Source organism: Kosakonia pseudosacchari (genome assembly GCF_015167415.1).
In the GTDB taxonomy this organism is placed as follows: Bacteria; Pseudomonadota; Gammaproteobacteria; order Enterobacterales; family Enterobacteriaceae; genus Kosakonia; species Kosakonia pseudosacchari.
In genome coordinates, this window is record NZ_CP063425.1 from 4,643,148 (window position 1) to 4,660,300 (window position 17,153).

The 17,153-nt window shown below is 56.7% G+C and carries 10 protein-coding genes; 1 reads left to right on the forward strand and 9 read right to left on the reverse strand.

The features are described from left to right. The first annotated feature begins 197 nt into the window (after positions 1 to 197). Positions 198 to 1,127, forward strand: coding sequence for a 2-dehydro-3-deoxygluconokinase (gene kdgK / locus IP581_RS22090; RefSeq protein ID WP_086872560.1), 930 nt, complete (start codon positions 198 to 200; stop codon positions 1,125 to 1,127). Positions 1,128 to 1,170: 43 nt separating this feature from the next. Here kdgK and IP581_RS22095 read toward each other — a convergent pair whose 3' ends face one another. The 9 genes from IP581_RS22095 to bcsR form a co-directional block, all read right to left on the reverse strand. Beyond that, entirely contained in the window at positions 1,171 to 2,670 is a 1,500-nt protein-coding gene (locus IP581_RS22095) for a M16 family metallopeptidase (RefSeq protein WP_193821367.1), read from the reverse strand. A 217-nt stretch (positions 2,671 to 2,887) separates the two neighbouring features. After that, a complete protein-coding gene (locus IP581_RS22100; protein ID WP_086872556.1) occupies positions 2,888 to 4,174 on the reverse strand; it encodes a dicarboxylate/amino acid:cation symporter in 1,287 nt (428 codons plus the stop codon). A gap of 157 nt (positions 4,175 to 4,331) precedes the next feature. Then, positions 4,332 to 6,338, reverse strand: coding sequence for a biofilm formation regulator HmsP (gene hmsP / locus IP581_RS22105; protein WP_228007796.1), 2,007 nt, complete (start codon positions 6,336 to 6,338; stop codon positions 4,332 to 4,334). 220 nt (positions 6,339 to 6,558) lie between these two features. Next, positions 6,559 to 10,047 (reverse strand): cellulose synthase complex outer membrane protein BcsC, encoded by a 3,489-nt coding sequence (bcsC, locus tag IP581_RS22110; protein ID WP_193821369.1) that lies wholly within the window; start codon positions 10,045 to 10,047, stop codon positions 6,559 to 6,561. Next, positions 10,029 to 11,135, reverse strand: a complete 1,107-nt coding sequence (gene bcsZ / locus IP581_RS22115) for a cellulose synthase complex periplasmic endoglucanase BcsZ (RefSeq protein WP_193821370.1) — start codon at positions 11,133 to 11,135, stop codon at positions 10,029 to 10,031. The genes bcsC and bcsZ overlap by 19 nt, the downstream gene beginning before the upstream one ends. A gap of 5 nt (positions 11,136 to 11,140) precedes the next feature. Next, entirely contained in the window at positions 11,141 to 13,525 is a 2,385-nt protein-coding gene (gene bcsB / locus IP581_RS22120) for a cellulose biosynthesis cyclic di-GMP-binding regulatory protein BcsB (protein ID WP_193821371.1), read from the reverse strand. A 25-nt stretch (positions 13,526 to 13,550) separates the two neighbouring features. Continuing rightward, a complete protein-coding gene (gene bcsA, locus IP581_RS22125) occupies positions 13,551 to 16,154 on the reverse strand; it encodes a UDP-forming cellulose synthase catalytic subunit (protein WP_193821372.1) in 2,604 nt (867 codons plus the stop codon). Further along, on the reverse strand, positions 16,151 to 16,915 hold the full coding sequence (bcsQ, locus tag IP581_RS22130) for a cellulose biosynthesis protein BcsQ (RefSeq protein ID WP_193821373.1): 765 nt from the start codon (positions 16,913 to 16,915) through the stop codon (positions 16,151 to 16,153). Before bcsQ ends, bcsA begins: the two co-directional genes overlap by 4 nt. Positions 16,916 to 16,927: 12 nt before the next feature. Next, entirely contained in the window at positions 16,928 to 17,116 is a 189-nt protein-coding gene (bcsR, locus tag IP581_RS22135) for a cellulose biosynthesis protein BcsR (protein WP_017458258.1), read from the reverse strand. Between the last annotated feature and the right edge of the window lie 37 nt (positions 17,117 to 17,153).

Below are 17,153 nucleotides of genomic sequence, written 5' to 3' on the forward strand. Positions count from 1 at the left end.
ATTCGTCAATGAGTTATCGGCGGGCGTGTCAATAACTTTACGCTCCGTCTGTGGGCAAATTTAAAAACCGCCGACGGGAAATCTGCCAGGAACAGGCTTTAGCTCAAAAAAATACTGGAACGTTGTTTTAATATAGTTGACCACGAATCACCCACAACGCACACTACCGTTAATTTATCTGATCCAGGTTGATGACTATGTCTAGGAAAATTGCCGTCATTGGCGAATGCATGATTGAACTGTCACAAAAAGGCACGGAAGTGAACCGTGGCTTTGGTGGCGATACGCTTAACACGTCTGTTTATATCGCCCGCCAGGTCAATCCTGCGGCGCTTTCCGTACACTATGTTACTGCGCTTGGCACCGACAATTTCAGCCAGCAGATGCTGGATGCCTGGCAAAGCGAGGACGTCGATACCAGCCTGACACAACGTATGGAAAACCGCCTGCCTGGACTCTATTACATCGAAACCGACAGCACCGGCGAGCGTACCTTCTACTACTGGCGTAACGAAGCCGCCGCCAAATTCTGGCTTGAGAGCGAGCAGTCTGCGGCGATCTGCGAACAGCTTGCGACCTTCGATTATCTCTACCTGAGCGGCATCAGCCTTGCCATTCTAAGCCCGACAAGCCGCAACAAGCTGTTGTCGCTGTTGCAGGCTTGCCGCGCGAATGGCGGCAAAGTGATTTTTGATAACAACTACCGTCCGCGCCTGTGGGCAAGCAAAGAAGAGACGCGTCAGGTTTATCAGCAAATGCTGGCTTGCACGGATATCGCGTTTCTGACGCTGGATGACGAAGACCTGCTGTGGGGCGAGAAACCGGTGGAAGAGGTTATCGAGCGCACGCAGCGCGCGGGTGTAAAAGAGGTGGTTATCAAGCGCGGCGCAGACTCCTGCCTGGTGGCGATTGCCGGTGAAGCGCTGGTGGAAGTGCCGGCGGTGAAACTGCCGAAAGAGAAAGTGATTGATACCACAGCGGCGGGGGATTCGTTCAGCGCGGGTTACCTGTCGGTACGCCTGACCGGTGGCGACGCGACAGAAGCGGCAAAACGCGGGCATTTAACCGCCAGCACGGTCATTCAGTATCGCGGCGCGATTATTCCGCGCGATGCCATGCCGCAATAACGCTGTTCACCCCTCTCCTTTAGCGGAGAGGGGCAGTTAAGTATTATTGCTGCGGGGGAATGTCCGAGACGTCAGAATGGCTTTCGTCACCACTGGCAGCAGGTGCCGCGGCGTTATCCGCTGGCGGTGCCATCACTTCATCCCACGTTGCCTGCAAATCCTTCATGTTGAACTCCGGCTCGCCTTTCGGCTGCAGCAACACCAGCGCCATATCCTGTGAAAGCTGCTGATGCAGATCCTGGTTCAGCATCTCCGGCGTCAGGTTGTTCAGGAAAGTCTGGCGCAGCTTTTGATACTGCTCCGGCGCAATATCCACCACCTGGTTTTGCAAAGAGCGCATCCGCTGGCTGATTAGAATATCGGTGCTGGCGCGCGCATAGGTGGCAAACAGTTTTTGCAGCTCAAGGTTTTTCTGCGCGATAAGCGCTTTAAATTCCTCTTCCGGCAGCCCTTTCTCGCGCACTTTCGCCAGCTCACGCGCAATCACGCCGACATTGGTGTTGAGCTTGTCATTGGGGGAATCAACGTTAATGGCGCATTGCGCCCGCTGGAACAGCACCCGGCAGTCAAAACCGAGGCCAATCTCTTTGGCGTTGTTTTTACTCAGGTTCTGCTGGATATGCCAGAACAGGGCTTCGCGCGCCAAATCCGCACGCCAGTAACGCTCAAGCGCGGCAGACTCACGAATCGGTTGCCAGGCGGAATCCCACATGATCGATAAACGATCCTGGCTGACGCCCTCGGTCATCAAGCTAACCGACTGGCGCGGCAGCGGCGACAGCGTCGCAACCGGCGCAGGCGTCTGGCGTTTCCCTTTCAGCTCGCCGAAGGTTTTACCAATCTGCTCTGCGATGGCGCGGCTATCCACGTTCCCGACCACAATTAGCGTCATGGCATCCGGCGTATACCATTTTTCGTAGAAACCTTTCAGTTGCGCCGCATCGACCGGTTCTTTCAGCGTGCCGGCGGGATCGTGTCCCAGCAGCGGCGAACCTTTCAGGCGGTAGCGCCACCAGCTGTCTTTGGTGTCACCAGGCCAGGTGGCGACCATATCGTTGCTGGCGAGTGCGTGATTAACCGTTTCCGGCGTGATGGTGAGATTTCCGGCCGCATCTGCCAGGTAAACCAACGCCTCTTTCAGCAGGTCGCTGCGGTTGTTCGGAAGGCTCAGGTTATATTGCGTGTATTCGTAGGAGACCAGCGCTGGCGGCAGCGGGCGCTTTGGGTCAATGCCTTGTTGCCACAGCGAGCGCACCTGGGAAGGTTCAAGCCGACCGCTATGGGTCAACGCAACGCGGGGAATAAAGTGGCTGAAACCGCTCTGTTGGCTGCTTTCGGCGAGCGAACCGGTATCAATAGACAGGCGAATCTCAATGCGATCGCTGGGGCGCTGAGGTGTGGCGAGAACCTGCCACTGAAAACCATTTGCCAGCGTCCCTTGTTGCCAGGCCGGGTCAGGCTGGAGCGCATCTGCCTGCACATAACCGACAGCTGCCAGCATCAGCAAACCGCCCGTTAACAGTCGAATTTTTGTGCCCTGCATGTGAACCCCTAATCAACATTCCTGGTTAAAAAGTATGCCCGCACAAAGGGGCTAAAAGCGTGTTAAAACACTTCGCTTTTAGACCGCGGAAAATGCAAAACGTCACATCGCGAAGTGAATTATCACGAAATTTCATCGGAAATTGTGACGAATCCAGGAGGTAATTATGCGCAGGTACCCGCAGCCCGACAAGGGACTGCGGTCATAAGTCACGAAATTATGAAGAAATTCCGGGGGTTTTTGCCGCGCTGGAACGGTTATCCAGCGTTTCGACCAGCTGTTTTTGATCCAGCTCTTTTACCCACTTCGCCACCACGATGGTAGCGACGCCGTTACCCACCAGGTTGGTCAGCGCACGGGCTTCGGACATAAAGCGGTCAATACCCAGAATCAGCGCCAGCCCCGCCACTGGCAAGTGCCCGACGGCGGAAAGCGTGGCGGCCAGCACAATAAACCCGCTGCCCGTCACCCCGGCGGCACCTTTTGATGACAGCAGCAGCACCACCAGCAGCGTTATCTGATGGAAAATATCCATATGGCTGTTGGTCGCCTGGGCGATAAATACCGCCGCCATCGTCAGGTAAATGGAAGTGCCATCCAGGTTAAAGGAGTAGCCGGTTGGGATAACCAGCCCGACCACCGATTTACGGCAGCCCAGGCGCTCCATCTTCTCCAGCATGCGCGGCAGCGCCGATTCAGACGAAGAGGTGCCCAGAACAATCAGCAACTCTTCGCGGATATAGCGAATGAACTTGAAGATGCTGAATCCCGTCGCCCTGGCGATAGTGCCCAGCACCACCACCACAAACAGGATACAGGTGGCATAGAAGCAGATAATCAACTGACCGAGTTGCACCAGCGTACCGACACCATATTTGCCGATGGTAAACGCCATCGCCCCGAATGCGCCAATCGGCGCCAGGCGCATGATCATATTGATGATGCCGAAGATCACCTGCGAGAAACTTTCGATAACGTTAAAAATCAGTTGGCCTTTATGGCCTAAGCGATGCAGCGCGAAGCCAAACAGCACCGCGAACAGCAGCACTTGCAGAATATTGCCGCTGGCGAAAGCGCCAATCACGCTCGCCGGTATCACATCAAGCAGGAAGGCGACAATCCCCTGCTGCTGCGCCTGTTCGGCATAAACCGCCACGGCTTTGGCATCAAGTGTTGCCGGGTCGACGTTCATTCCGGCGCCCGGTTGCACCACGTTAACGATAACCAGACCGATGATGAGCGCCAGCGTACTGACAATTTCGAAGTAGAGCAGTGCAACCGCACCGGTACGACCTACCGCCTTCATGCTTTCCATGCCGGCGATACCGGTGACAACAGTACAGAAAATCACCGGGGCAATGATCATCTTGATGAGCTTCACGAAGCCATCACCAAGCGGTTTCATCTGCGCCCCGAGTTCAGGGTAGTAATGACCAAGCAGAATACCGATGGCAATCGCGGTCAGAACCTGAAAGTAGAGACTTTTAAACAGGGAGGTTTTCATAAGGTGTCCTTGAGATTAAACCTCAGGCTTTGTAGGGTTTTCATTTAGCCTGCGGTTTAAAAATAACACCCGTCAAACATGACAGAAATAAACTTACATCAAATCTGAAACAACAATGTTAAAAACTTTGAACTGACTCGCACAAGCCCGTAACAAATTACGCGTTTTCAGGCTTATCCGATACGGCAAAAAACTGCTGTTCAAACGCCTCGGCAGACGCCGCGCGGCCAAATAAAAAGCCCTGCGCCACATCAACACCCGCATCAGCAAGCCATGCCCGTTGCGCTTCATTCTCCACGCCCTCCGCGACGATGCGCAGATCCAGACTGCGCGCCAGGTGAATAATGGCGGCCACCATGCTGTGTTCATCCGGCAAACCTTCAACAAACATTTTGTCAATTTTCAGCACATCCACCGGTAACGACTTCATGTGATGCAGCTGGCGCAACCCGGCATAACCCATGCCGAAATCATCCAGCGCAATGCGCACCCCGGCATCACGCAGCGGGCGCAAAATCGCCACTGCGGCCTGGGGATCGTCAATGTGGCGGCTTTCTGTCACTTCGAGGATCAGCGTCTGCGGCGCAATACGGTAACGCTGCAACAAATCCAGCATATCGGCCAGCATCGAGGGATGCGTCAACTGGCAGGCCGAAAGATTCACCGAGAGCGGCAGCATGATACCGCGCGCTTGCCAGCCCGCCAGCAGGCGGCAGGACTCTTCCAGCACCCAATACCCGACGTTGACCATCAATCCGCAGGATTCAATACGTTCGATAAGCCCTTCCGGTAATGCCCAGCTGCCGTCTGGCTGGCGCAAACGGAGCAACGCTTCCGCACTCACCAGTTCGCCGCTCGCCGCATCCACCTGCGGCTGCAACCAGAGCGCGAAACGCCCCTCATCAAGCGCGGTAAGTATGTCGCTCTCCTGCGCCAGCCATTGCTGCGCCAGTTCCATCTGCTCCGGATCGAAGAACTGGATCTGATTTTTCCCTTTGCGCTGCGCGCTGACGACAGCGGAAGCCGCCCGGTGGTAAAGCTGCCCGGCAGAAAGGTTGCCGTAAAACATCGCCACACCAATATTGGCATTGGGCCGCAGTTGGATGCCGTGCAGCGGCACACGCTCGTTAATTACAGTGAGCACTTGCTTACCGAGCGTCATCGCGTGCCACGGCTCACTCACACCGTGAACGATAATCGCAAAGTCATAAGCGCTCACCTGCGTCAGCACCATGTCCGGCGTCAGTATCGATTTCAGTTTCTCCACCAGCGTCAACAGCAACATCTCGCGCTGCGACTCCTGCAGCACACCGGCGGTATCACGCAGCGTGTCGCAGGCGATAACCAATAGCGCGGTCGGGTTTTGCCGGATCACCGTTTGCTCCAGCAGCGCCATCAGGAAAGCTTTATTCGGCAGTTCCGAAACCGGGAAATGTGTCGCCTGGGTGTTCAGTTCTTCTTGCTGACGCCGCAGCAATTGCTGGTTGCGGTTGTAGCTGCGCACCATAATGCCAATTTCATCATCATGATGAAGACGCGGCACGGGCAACTGATGCCCGGCAAGCTCCTGCGCCGGAAGGTCATTAAGCTCGCGGGAAATTTTTCGCAGCGGGTGAACCACCAGCCGGTTGATACACCAGGTAAGCGCCACCGTGAGCATCAACGTTAAAAGTAAGTAAGCCGTCACTAACGTTGATAAGGTACTGATGACGAACTTATAAACCCGATATGAATCCGCCTGTAGCACCAGGTAAGCCAGCGGTTGCGGGTTTGCCGGGCGCTCCAGCGAATAGATGGGCAAAGAGATCTGCACCGGCAGTTCAAACATTCGGGTGATCATCACCGGAACCGGACGTTCCGGGATAAAGCTCATGCGCAAGGCCTGAAATTGATTCGGTAGAACGACATCCGCGCGGCTGACGACACCCGCCGGTTTAATCTGTTTGATAATCGCTTCTGCTTCGGGGATGTCGGCTTTTAAAATCGCCGCTGAAAGAGGTTCGCGTACGGAACGGGCAATGCTTTCCAGTTGTGTAGCCGTGTTATAGCGATTCTGCTGTAAGAAATGAAACAGCAAAATGACGCAGAAAATAAAAACAAACACCATAGAGACAACAGCAACCATGGCCATTTGTTTAATGGTTAAAGAACGGCTGACACGCAAAATCACTCTCCAGAGACACAATGAGCGCAGAACAGAAAAAAAGGGTACTTCGCCGCCAGAGTATACTCTATCGTGCGTCACTTGAGATAAACCGCTAAGCAGAATCTCATTCAGCGGAAAACTGCGAGGAATGCAGGTGATAACCTGTTGAATCTCTGGCGGTTAACAGCGGCGCCTTTATCGCCAGATACCGTTATTTCCCGCCAGGAATACTCCTTTTTTACCAGTCGGCGTGCGGCACCAGAGGCTGGAGCGGCATATCCATATCGCCCTGCCAGCCCGCGCCGGAATAACGCACATAAATCAGCGCGTGGCTTGGGGTGTAGTCTTTGGCCTGCTGAATATCGATACCGGCTCCCACAAACCAATGGGACGTCACCCGGCGTTCAATGAGCGCGCGCGCGGTATAACCATAGCCATTACTGCTGCCGCCGGATTCGGTCTGCTCGCTTGCCAGGGTGCGGAAATCCGCAGGAATTAAGTTAAGCAGTGGGTAACGCGGCATCATTTTCGTGCGCGAGTGCGACCACGACACCGTACCGCCAAGTTCCCAGGACCAGTTCTCCGTACGCTCACGCCACAATACCGGAACCGAGAAAGAGAGGTACTCCTGCGGGCTGTAGTAACCGCCATGGCCTAAGGTGTAATAGCTCAAATCCTTGTCGTAGTGCCAGATCATATTGTTCAGGCCTACGGTCACGCGGCGGTTATTTTCGTTGATCAGTTTGTAGTAGTAACCGGTCATCCAGCGCACGCGCCAGTTGTCGTCAACGTTTTTGCCTTCCAGCGTATCCGCCCCGAGGCTCGCCCATACGCCGTTTGCTTCGCCTTTGTCATAACTGAGACTCAGCGTGCCGCCGTTCGCCCGCACACCGCCCCAGGTTTTACCGGTATTACTGCCGGGATCTTTTTGCCCACCAAAGGCCAGCAGCGAGCTGGAAATGGGGCGGCGATGTAAATCCACGGTATAACCAAACGGCCCGATATCGCTGCTGTAACTGACCCCACCCACCACATCAACGACATTAAAACCCATCGGCGTGGTGCCGATATCCATCGACCAGGTATTGTTTCGCCACCCTACTGCTACGCTGGCGCCGTTGTCAGACTGGTGGCGATTCCCGCCAACGCAGGGAACATCAACACACGTCCCAAAGCGCGGGCGATACGTGCCGTCATCACGTGTGCTGAATGTCCCGACATCCATATTCACCACATCGGTACGGAAGAACATCCGCCCGTCTGACAGTGGCGCATCCACCTGCAACATGGTGTTATGCGCTTTTAAATTCGAATACCCCCCTGTACCGCTGGAGTCCGAATACTCATGCTGCAAGGTGACATTGAGATCCTGCTGACGGTAAAGATCGGCGGCATCGCTGCGCACGCCGCGTTTCAGCCAGTCATCTTTTTCATCATTTCGCGTCAGGCGGGTAAAGGTGTCGTTATCCACCGGGCGCGTCGTCGTGATGCCGGATGCCACCATCGCATCTTTATAACTCTCCAGCGCCTGCTGCGGCTCGCCGTTTTGTACCCCGAAACGCGCCGCATCGCGCAGTACCAGCGCGCTCTCCATTGACGGCGGCTGAGACTTCGCCTGCGGGACGATGGTGGTGAAGATCCGTTTTGCGCTGGCGGTATCGCCCAACTGGGTTTGTACCAGCGCCAGCCGACGCTGGGTGTTAATTGATGGCGGCTGGGCGGGCGTCGTTGCCGGTAATTTCGCCAGCGCCGCCCGCGCGGCCATGCGATTGCCATCTGCGGCATACAGCTCCGCAAGGCCAAGCAACGCCTCTTCATTCGCGGGTTCTCTTTGCAGAACACGCTGGTAATAACGTTGTGCTTCGCCGTTGTCGCCGCGCTGCTGCGCCCAGTCGGCGAGGGTTAAATCAATGCGTGAAGACACCGGTTGCTGCGCCAGTAGCGCTACCGCCTGATCTTCATGACCGCCATCGCGCAGGCGGTTGGCGTTGTCCAGCAACTGATTGGCCTGCAGCCTGTCGGCCAGTTCCTGAATATTGCTGTTCCACTGGCTTTTCGGCAGCGCATTAAGGTGATTCAGCGCCGCCAGTGGCTGGTTATTGCCGGAAAGATAGAGGCTATAGGCGTAGACCTGTTCCGGGTCGCGCGGTTTGAGCGTGACCAGACGGTTCATCTGCGAATCGGCTTCGCCCCGCCGCCCCGCCTGGCGGAGATCGCTGGCCAGCCGGTAGGTTATCCATACGCTGCCGGGGTCGAGCGCCAGCCGTTTACGTTGCAGCTCTGCCGCCTGCGCCCATTCACCGCTGTTTTCCAGCGCTTCTGCCTGCTGCGCGAGCCGGTCATTAGTCAACCCGCGTTCAATATCATCAATGCTGCGCCGCTGGCTGGTCGAGAGCGACTGAATAAACTGTTCCGCTTTTTCCGGTGACTGCGCACGGTAAATATTCGCCAGGCCGCGCACCGCGTTACTGTTGCCGCTATCCATGCGCAGCGCCTGGCGATAGAAACCTTCGGCTGCCGCATTATCTTTGCGCGCTGCGGCGGCATCACCCAGACCCAGCACCGCGTAGCTGTCCGTGTTATCCGTGTTGCGCGCCTGCTGGTAATAACGTTCCGCCTGTTGCACATTGTTGGCTTTCAGCGCCGCATCGCCCTGCTGAATCAACAGCCAGTAGCGGTTAGTTTTCAGCAAGCTGTCCCACTTGCTGCGGTTACCGCTGGTCGGGTCCATGGCGATGGCTTTTTCCAGCTGCGCGACCGCGCGCGCGCGATCGCCGCTTTGTGAATAGGCTTGCCCCAGCGCCCCGACCGCTTCGCTGTCCGCGCGGTTAGCGTTGACCGCTTGTTGCAACGCGCTCAGCGCTTTCGCGCCCTGCCCGGCATCCACCGCCGCAAGCCCCGTCGCTTTCGCGCGAAACGCCGGGTCGGCCAGCTGTTTTTGCTGCGCGGCAAGCAGCGTACGGGCGCTGTCTACCGTGTCGCCTGAACTAAACAGCGTCAGAAAACGCTGCAGGGCTTTCACGCTGGCGTCGCTGGTCGGCATCGCCTGAATTTGTTGATACCAGATGCTCGCCGCAGCTGCGCGACCATTGCTGGTTTTCGCCATCTGTTCCAGCACCGCATACCCTTCCGCACTGCGCCCATCGGCAAACAACATCTGCGCCAGCCCGCCCTGCAGCAGATCGTTACCAGGATTAGCGGCATTCAACGCTTGCAAACGTTTCACCGCTTCCGCATGACGCGCGGGCACTTTTGCCACCAGCATCCAGTACTCCACCGCCAGCTCGCCCTGCGGCGGGCTACCTTTGAACAGGGCGTCGTAAGCAGCAAGCGCTTCCTGCGTATGGCCGGTGGTGGCCTGCAAACGCGCTTGTTGCAGCGCCTGGCGACCTTCCGGTGTGGAGAGCGCCATAGTGGTCACCGCCGATTTATAGGTGCTGGAATCGGGTGCCAGTTGTTTCATGCGATCAAGCTGCTTTTGTGCGCCCGCGTTATCGCCCTGGCGCAGCAAATAGCGTAAGCGCGCGGCGATAACTTCCGGGTCATCCGGCGCGATAAGCTCAAGGCGATAAAGCGACTGGCGCACCAGATCCTCGCGTTTGGTGCTTTCACCAAGACGCACCTGCTCAAGCAGTTGCTGCTGCGCGCCAGCATCGGCCGCATGCGTAGCGGGAGCCAGCGCCAGCGCGAGTGAGAAACAGAGTAAGCTTACTGTGAAGTTGCGCATTCCTGGCCCCAGTCAGGTTGTAACTCACCGCGAGGGGTGAAGCGAAAACGGTGCTGGTCCCACCCTTGCCCAAACAGGGTCAGAACATAGCTATAGTAGGCATCGTCGCCGGGGAAATGATCGGCGACCCATTGCCGTTGTACGGCTTGCGCATCGCGATCCTGTAAAAAGGGCAGCAGCGCAGCGGAAAAGCCCACCGGCCCATCGCCGTGAATTTGCCCGGTCGCCACATCCACTTTTTCGGGTACGCGGCCGTTTTTCGTGGTCACGCTGGCCATTGGTTTGAATTTTTCCAGCAGGCGTGCTTTTTGCGTATCCCGGTCGTGCATCATGCCGACCCACAAATAAACGCGGATGGCGTCATAACTGCCCACGAATGTTTTTTCAGCGTTAAGCTGCCAGCCGTTGCCTTTTTGAAACCGCACCCAATCTGGCGAAAAGCCTTTTGGCGCCGTTTCCAGCAACAGGCGAAGGTTGGTTTCGCGCAGCGTCGACCACGGTGCGCCAAAGCGACTGAAATAGCTCGCCAGCTGCGGTGGCAAATAGCTCGGGTTAAAACGCCAGGTTGTCGGTTCGGCAAAACCGATTTTGCCCGGCAGCAGCATCGATCCCAGCCCTGGCACCGTCACCACTTCTTCTTTGGCGATGAGGGCTAACAACGCTTTACCCAGCTGGCTGTACTCGTCGTTTTTCCATAAACGCCCCGCTTCCAGTAGCGACCAGGCAATCCACAGATCGGAGTCTGACGCCGAGTTGGTGTCGAGCACCGTCCAGCTATTTTCCTCTTTTTTGCCCCACAGCCAGGCGGGAAGATGGCTACTGAGCGAGCCTTGCGCCAGGTTGTTTTGCGTCCATTGCAGCACCCTGGCAAAGGTGTCGCGATCGTTCGCCGCCAGCGCGAAGAACAGCGCATAACTCTGCCCTTCCGAGGTGGTTATCTTGCGTTGATCGCTGGGATCAACCACCCGGCCGCCATCGCTGAGATAGGCTTGTTTGAAGTGATCCCAGGCAGGCCATGTGCAGGCGGCGCGCACATTTACCGCCGCCAGCATCAACGCCACTATCACCCACCAACGTCGCATTCTCATTTTCGTTACTCGTGATCCGGGTCGAGACGGCGACGGCTAATGATCCGCAGCAGACGCCACAGCACCCACGCCAGCAACACCACGCTGACCGCCGCCAGCACCGCCAGCAGCACAGGATGGTTAGCCAGCGCGTACCAGATGCGCTCAAACCACGGCAAGTGACCGACGTAGTAAATATCGCCCACGCGCAGGCCATTGACGCCAGATTCGCGGATAACGGTCACCGAGCCATAAATCGCCGCGCGTTTGCCGCTGTCGTTCATCGCCCCATTTAGCAATTCATACCCGCGTGGGCTATCTGCCAGCAGCGCGACCACACTGCGCTGATCGTGATACGGCGACTGGAAGCCGACAATCGCTGCCATTGGGCCATCGGAAGTGATGCCAGTTTGCGCATCAGCCTGCCGGTCGGCGGCATCCGGCACAATCGACGGGAACGGCGTCTGGCGCAGCGGCGTTTTTACCCAGCTTTGCGCCGCATTCACCAGCAGATCGATTTTCTTATCGTCTTTTAACGCCGGTGGAATGGTGCCGATGATCATGATGTCGGCATCTTTATCCTTGATTTGATTACCATCGTTAGTCAGTTGCACATTGATTGCCGGGAAGCCGGTCTGTGCGCCCACCGCACCCAGTGAATCCAGCAAGGTGCCCATTTGCGCAGGCGTGGGCTGCGGCGGCGTGACGACGATGGTTTGCGACAAATCGGCCATCCGGCTAAACGGGAAGCCAGCATTGGCGAAGGCGCGTAAGTCCGGCATCGCAATAAAGTGGTAATACTTCGAGAAGTCGATGGTGGAGTCATCGCCGATCACCACGCGGTTTGGCACCTGCTGGAAGGTTATACAGTTCTCAATGGTGCCGCCCGGCATCGGGTTCATATACTGAAAATCAAAGCGCAACTGGTTCACCGCGCCCAGCTTCAGCGCCGGAATGGAGACATCCGTTTTACTGTCCAGCAGCCCTTGTAACACCGGAAGACGCAGCAGCAGACGGTTGGTGTCCTGGTTGCTGGTCAGGTTGAAATATTGCAGGAACTGGTTATTCAGGCTGATATCCATGCGCGAGCTGTCTTTGGTCGGCGGCGCGGTGTAACGATAATTCAGGTTCATATCGATACCGGTACTGCGCAGCAGATAGAGATCCGGCGGCAGGTTCAGCGACACGTTGATAGCGGCAGGCGCAAGCCCGGTCGACTGCAACTGCTCTTCATAGGTTTTCAGCTCGCCAAACGTCACCGGACGGTCAGTACGCACCCAGTTCGGCGCATCGTACGGCTGACGCGCCAGCAGCGGTTTCACCTCATCCACCGTGACGCTATCGCCACGGAACAGCACGTTACCCTGGGCGATACCTTTCGCCGCCTGCATCAGATCTTTGTCATCACGACCAGACACCACCAGCAGTTTCACATACGGATTATTCGGGTGGTTGATCATGCTGATGGTCGGCCCTTTCACCGCCGGCGCATCACGCAGGAAATCAGGACGCTTGTCATTGGTGGCGAAGACGATCGCGTTGCGATCCGGCAACGTGTTATACGTGACCGGGAAGCTCTGGCCGCGCCAGCCGGTGCGGGAGCCAAACCAGGAGGCAATAACGGCAGCGGCTTGCTGTTGTTCAATGTCCGGTGCGCCAGCGAAAACCATCGGCAGCGTCAGCGCCCTGTTGTCACGCGGGTCGAAGAAGGGGATCGGGAAGTGGGAGAGATCGTTTTGCACCGCCAGTTTCTGGTAAGTCAAATCCAGCGAGCTGCTGCGACCGATATCCAGCCATAGCGTGCTGCTGGCCGGGTTTTCGCACACATCGCGATAGTGGCCGACAAACTCCAGCCGCACACGGTTGAAGTCGGTGATAAACAGCGGGTTAATCGGCACCTGCGCCAGCGTTTTCTTGCCGAGTTGCTCTTTGGTGACCGGCAGGACGTCCATCAGTTCATCATTCAGATAGACCTTCAATTGGGATTGTACGGGCAGTAAAGAGGGCGATGGCGTGTATTCAAGATTGAGCACCGCTTTCGATACCAGCTCATCGCTGCGCATACCAAACTCAACGCCACCGTCCGGGTTGATACCGCGCAGCACCATGCTACCCGGCGGCGGCGCGATTTGGGCGAAAGTCAGTTTCACATCGCGCGACGGCGCGTTTGCGGCGACCACTGGCGCATTCGCCCCCGGTACGCCCGGCATCACCTGTCCGACAACGTTCTGGCCGTCGGTTGGCGTGGTTGGCGTCAATGATTCCGTTTGTTCCGGCGCAGGCGTTGCCACCGGCTCAGTGGCGGGCGCAACAGCCGGAACCGTCGGGGCTGGCGCTGCATACGTCATCACCGGAGATAAAACACTCGTCCCCATAGCCACTGCACAAATCCAGGAAAGTTTTCTTTTCATCGCGTTTTCATCATTGTTGAGCCAGTCACGTCATCGGTTGCTGCACCGCCACATTCCGTTCCGGACGGCGCGGAATAAATGACACCACCCAGGACACCAGCATGGTGAATGAGCGGAAAATCATTTTGACAGACGGCGGAGCAAATTCCGCGAGATGGCGATAGCCGCGGAAACCCAGTTTCAAAATATCCATCAGACTTTCCAGAGGCTTGTCTTCCGGGAAGCTGTCCTGCCATAGCGCCCATGTGTCGGCGCGGGCAAAAGTACACTGCACAAAATCGATATGCTGTTTGGTCGTCAACGGCATCAATTGCAGGCCCACTTCATTGCCGTTCACACGCGCCACGGTGGTGGGGAACGCATACTCCTGCTGGCCGCGTTTGAGCAGCAAATTCACTTTTTGCCCTTCGAGCACCTGCGCCTGGCCGTTAATCTTGATACCCAGCCCGCCGTCGGAGAAATCATGCACGGTACAGGAGAAAAGATGACCATCTTCGCGGGCAATCACCGCAGGCATCGACATTTCAACGCGATGCGAGCGACGAACCTGTTTACTCTCGACAGAAACCGCCACCGCGCCGCCAAGAATAATCATGTTGTAGAACACCCACGCGATACTGACGAAGACGGTGAGTATTTCGTTTTCCGGGCCGTAGAAATAACGCCAAATCCCGACCAGTACGCCCGCCAGGTTGAGCAACACAAGGTAGATGTAAGGACGGGAAATCACCCAGTCCACATACTCCTCTTCCACCAGGCCGCCTTTGGCGGTGACGTTAAACTTCCCTTTGTGCGGGTTGAACAGCGCCACCAGCGTGGGCGGCGCGATATACCACGCCAGCACGGTTTCGTAGATCTCGCTCCAGAAAGAGTGACGATATTTGCCCTGAATCTTCGAGTTAGTCAGGCTGGCGTGAATCATGTGCGGCAGCACGAACAGTGCAATCATCAGCGCGGGCGCGTAAATGATGTAAGCATGCAGCAGCAAGAACGCCAGCGGCGCGGTCAGAAAGATGAGCCGCGGTATGCCCGATAAGAAATGGAACATCGCATTGACGTAACAGAGGCGCTGCGCCAGTTTGAGCCCTTTGCCCATCAGCGGGTTGTCGAGACGGAAAATCTGCACCATGCCGCGCGCCCAGCGAATACGCTGGCCAATGTGCGCAGACAGGCTCTCTGTTGCCAGCCCGGCCGCCTGCGGGATGCGCATATACGCCGACGTATGCCCCAGGCGGTGTAAACGCAGCGAGGTGTGCGCATCTTCGGTAACGGTTTCAACGGCGATACCGCCAATCTGATCCAGTGGCCCACGGCGGATCACCGCACAAGAACCGCAGAAGAAGGTCGCGTCCCACATGTCGTTGCCATCCTGCACCAGCCCGTAGAACAGCGTGCCTTCGTTCGGGGTTTTACGAAAACGGCCCAGGTTACGTTCGAACGGGTCCGGCGAGAAAAAGTGGTGTGGCGTCTGCATCATCGCCAGTTTTTTCTCTTTTAAGAACCACCCCATGGTCATTTGCAGGAACGAGCGTGTCGGTACGTGGTCGCAGTCGAAGATCGACACGAACTCGCCCTTCGCGTACTTGAGCGCGTTATTGATGTTGCCCGCTTTTGCGTGCTCATGCGTGGTTCGCGCGATGTACTCCACGCCAACGCTTTTGGCAAACTGGCGGAACTCTTCGCGCCCGCCATCATCGAGGATCCAGATCTTCAGTTTGTCTTTCGGCCAGTCGATACCCAACGAGGCGTAGATGGTGTTTTTCACCACATTCAAATCTTCGTTATAGGTCGGTACAAAAATATCGACAGAAGGCCATAACGACATATCTTTCGGCAGCGGCACCGGCTGGCGATTAAGCGGCCATACCACCTGGAAATAGCCAAGCACCAGCACAATCCACGCGTAGGTTTCCGCGAACAGCAGCACCAGGCCGCATACCAGGCTCACCGGGTCGTCCCAGTTCAGTGTCGAGGTGTAGCGCCACCAGATATAGCGGCAGGAAACGGTGAGCGAGAGCACGATCAGCATCAGAGCGGAAAAACGCCCCGGGATTCGGCGTACCAGCAGCGCCACGCCCCACAGCAACATCAGGAAGACAAACTGTGAAAGCGGGTTAAACGGCTGCGTAATACACAGAATGGCGAGGATCAGCGAGAACACCACAATGATGCCGAGAATAAAGCGGCGCACGCGCGGGCTGATATGCGCCAACTCTTTTTTATCATCCAGATGACCGGTGCGGTGCGTTACGCGCTCCGGCAGCGTATCCAGCCAGTGATACCAACGCCCGCGCAGCACACGCGCCCGGGCGAAACGTTGGCGACGGGGCGACTTTCTATCGCCCCAGGGCAGCGTGACCAGCAACCACAGGGTTTGCAGCAGGTAACGCGCCGGATCGAGCGGTCGCGGTTTATCAGGATCAATATGCGGGAACCACAAATGCTGCTGCGCACGGAGTTGCTGCCAGCGCGGGTGCTCCAGCGGAATAAACACCCATGCGAGGATCGCCCAGAAACAGCCAGAGGCTGCGCTAAACCCCGAAGCGCCGTGTTCACGGTAGCGCTGGTAGCGCTCGCTTAACCGCGCGCTCACCGGCGGGATCAGCAACCAGGCGGAAAGGCGGCTCATTGCGGGCTCCTTTCCTGCTCAGCGCTTACTTCACCCGGGTGCGCACAGTGCAGCAAGCACCAGTTCGCCAGCGTTAATATCTCTTCCGCCGCCAGCGAATCCGCCCGGTATTCGCCCAATGGCTGTTTCGATGCCTGCGATTCCGCCATCGCTTCATCGCGGTGGATAAGGGTCGGAAGTATCTGCCGCTGGCTTTGCAGCCACACTTGCCAGAGGTCGTCCTGCAACTGGCTGCCGATGCGCAGATCGTTAAGCAAAATATGTGCGCCCGCAGGTAAAAGCTGCTGGTGCAAACGGATATGGCAGTTGGTGTCGGGTTTTACCACCACAAACAGATGGTCGCACTGTGCCACAAACTGGCGTGACAGCGGTGCAACGCCGTGCGGGAGATCGATTAACACCCACTGATAACGTTGCTGCGTTTTCAGCGCCTGCAAAATAGTGGTGAGTTGGCCAAGCGGTTCATGCAATAAATGGAGGTTTTCCCACTCATTCGCCGTCAAACGGCCAAAAGGCAGGAGATCGAGCTGCGAGGTATAGCGCATGCCGGCATCGCGCCAGTCTTGTCCATCTAATACCGCGCGCGCCCAGCCGTGTTGATGTTCAAAGTCGACATTAAATGACAGGCGCAACAAGTTATCAGGGCAGGCATCAATCACCAGCACCGATTCGCCTAAAAGTTGTAATGACCAGGCCAGAGCCGCAGTGATTGATGTCGTCCCCACACCACCGCGAATCCCCTGTAATCCCAAGATGGCCATCCTGGTTATCCCTTATTGTTGACGGGCTAATTCTGCCAGCAGCGGCCAGCGCTTAAATGCCGCCGCCAATTGTTCTCGCTGGGAAATATCGGCGTAATCAATTTCAGGCAATGAAAATGCCTTACTTAATGCCAGAAAATCATTTTGGAATGTATAGCCCAGAGTTGGGTCTGACTGCGTTTTGGGTTCATTGTTATGCATTCTGGCCCGATCCCTTTGAATAGAAACATACGTACAG

Excerpts from the sequence above, each read along its gene's own strand:
- kdgK (WP_086872560.1), top strand. The coding sequence starts at position 198 with ATGTCTAGGAAAATTGCCGTCATTGGCGAATGCATGATTGAACTGTCA.
- IP581_RS22095 (WP_193821367.1), bottom strand. The coding sequence starts at position 2,670 with ATGCAGGGCACAAAAATTCGACTGTTAACGGGCGGTTTGCTGATGCTG.
- IP581_RS22100 (WP_086872556.1), bottom strand. The coding sequence starts at position 4,174 with ATGAAAACCTCCCTGTTTAAAAGTCTCTACTTTCAGGTTCTGACCGCG.
- bcsC (WP_193821369.1), bottom strand. The coding sequence starts at position 10,047 with ATGCGCAACTTCACAGTAAGCTTACTCTGTTTCTCACTCGCGCTGGCG.
- bcsZ (WP_193821370.1), bottom strand. The coding sequence starts at position 11,135 with ATGAGAATGCGACGTTGGTGGGTGATAGTGGCGTTGATGCTGGCGGCG.
- bcsB (WP_193821371.1), bottom strand. The coding sequence starts at position 13,525 with ATGAAAAGAAAACTTTCCTGGATTTGTGCAGTGGCTATGGGGACGAGT.
- bcsA (WP_193821372.1), bottom strand. The coding sequence starts at position 16,154 with ATGAGCCGCCTTTCCGCCTGGTTGCTGATCCCGCCGGTGAGCGCGCGG.
- bcsQ (WP_193821373.1), bottom strand. The coding sequence starts at position 16,915 with ATGGCCATCTTGGGATTACAGGGGATTCGCGGTGGTGTGGGGACGACA.
- bcsR (WP_017458258.1), bottom strand. The coding sequence starts at position 17,116 with ATGCATAACAATGAACCCAAAACGCAGTCAGACCCAACTCTGGGCTAT.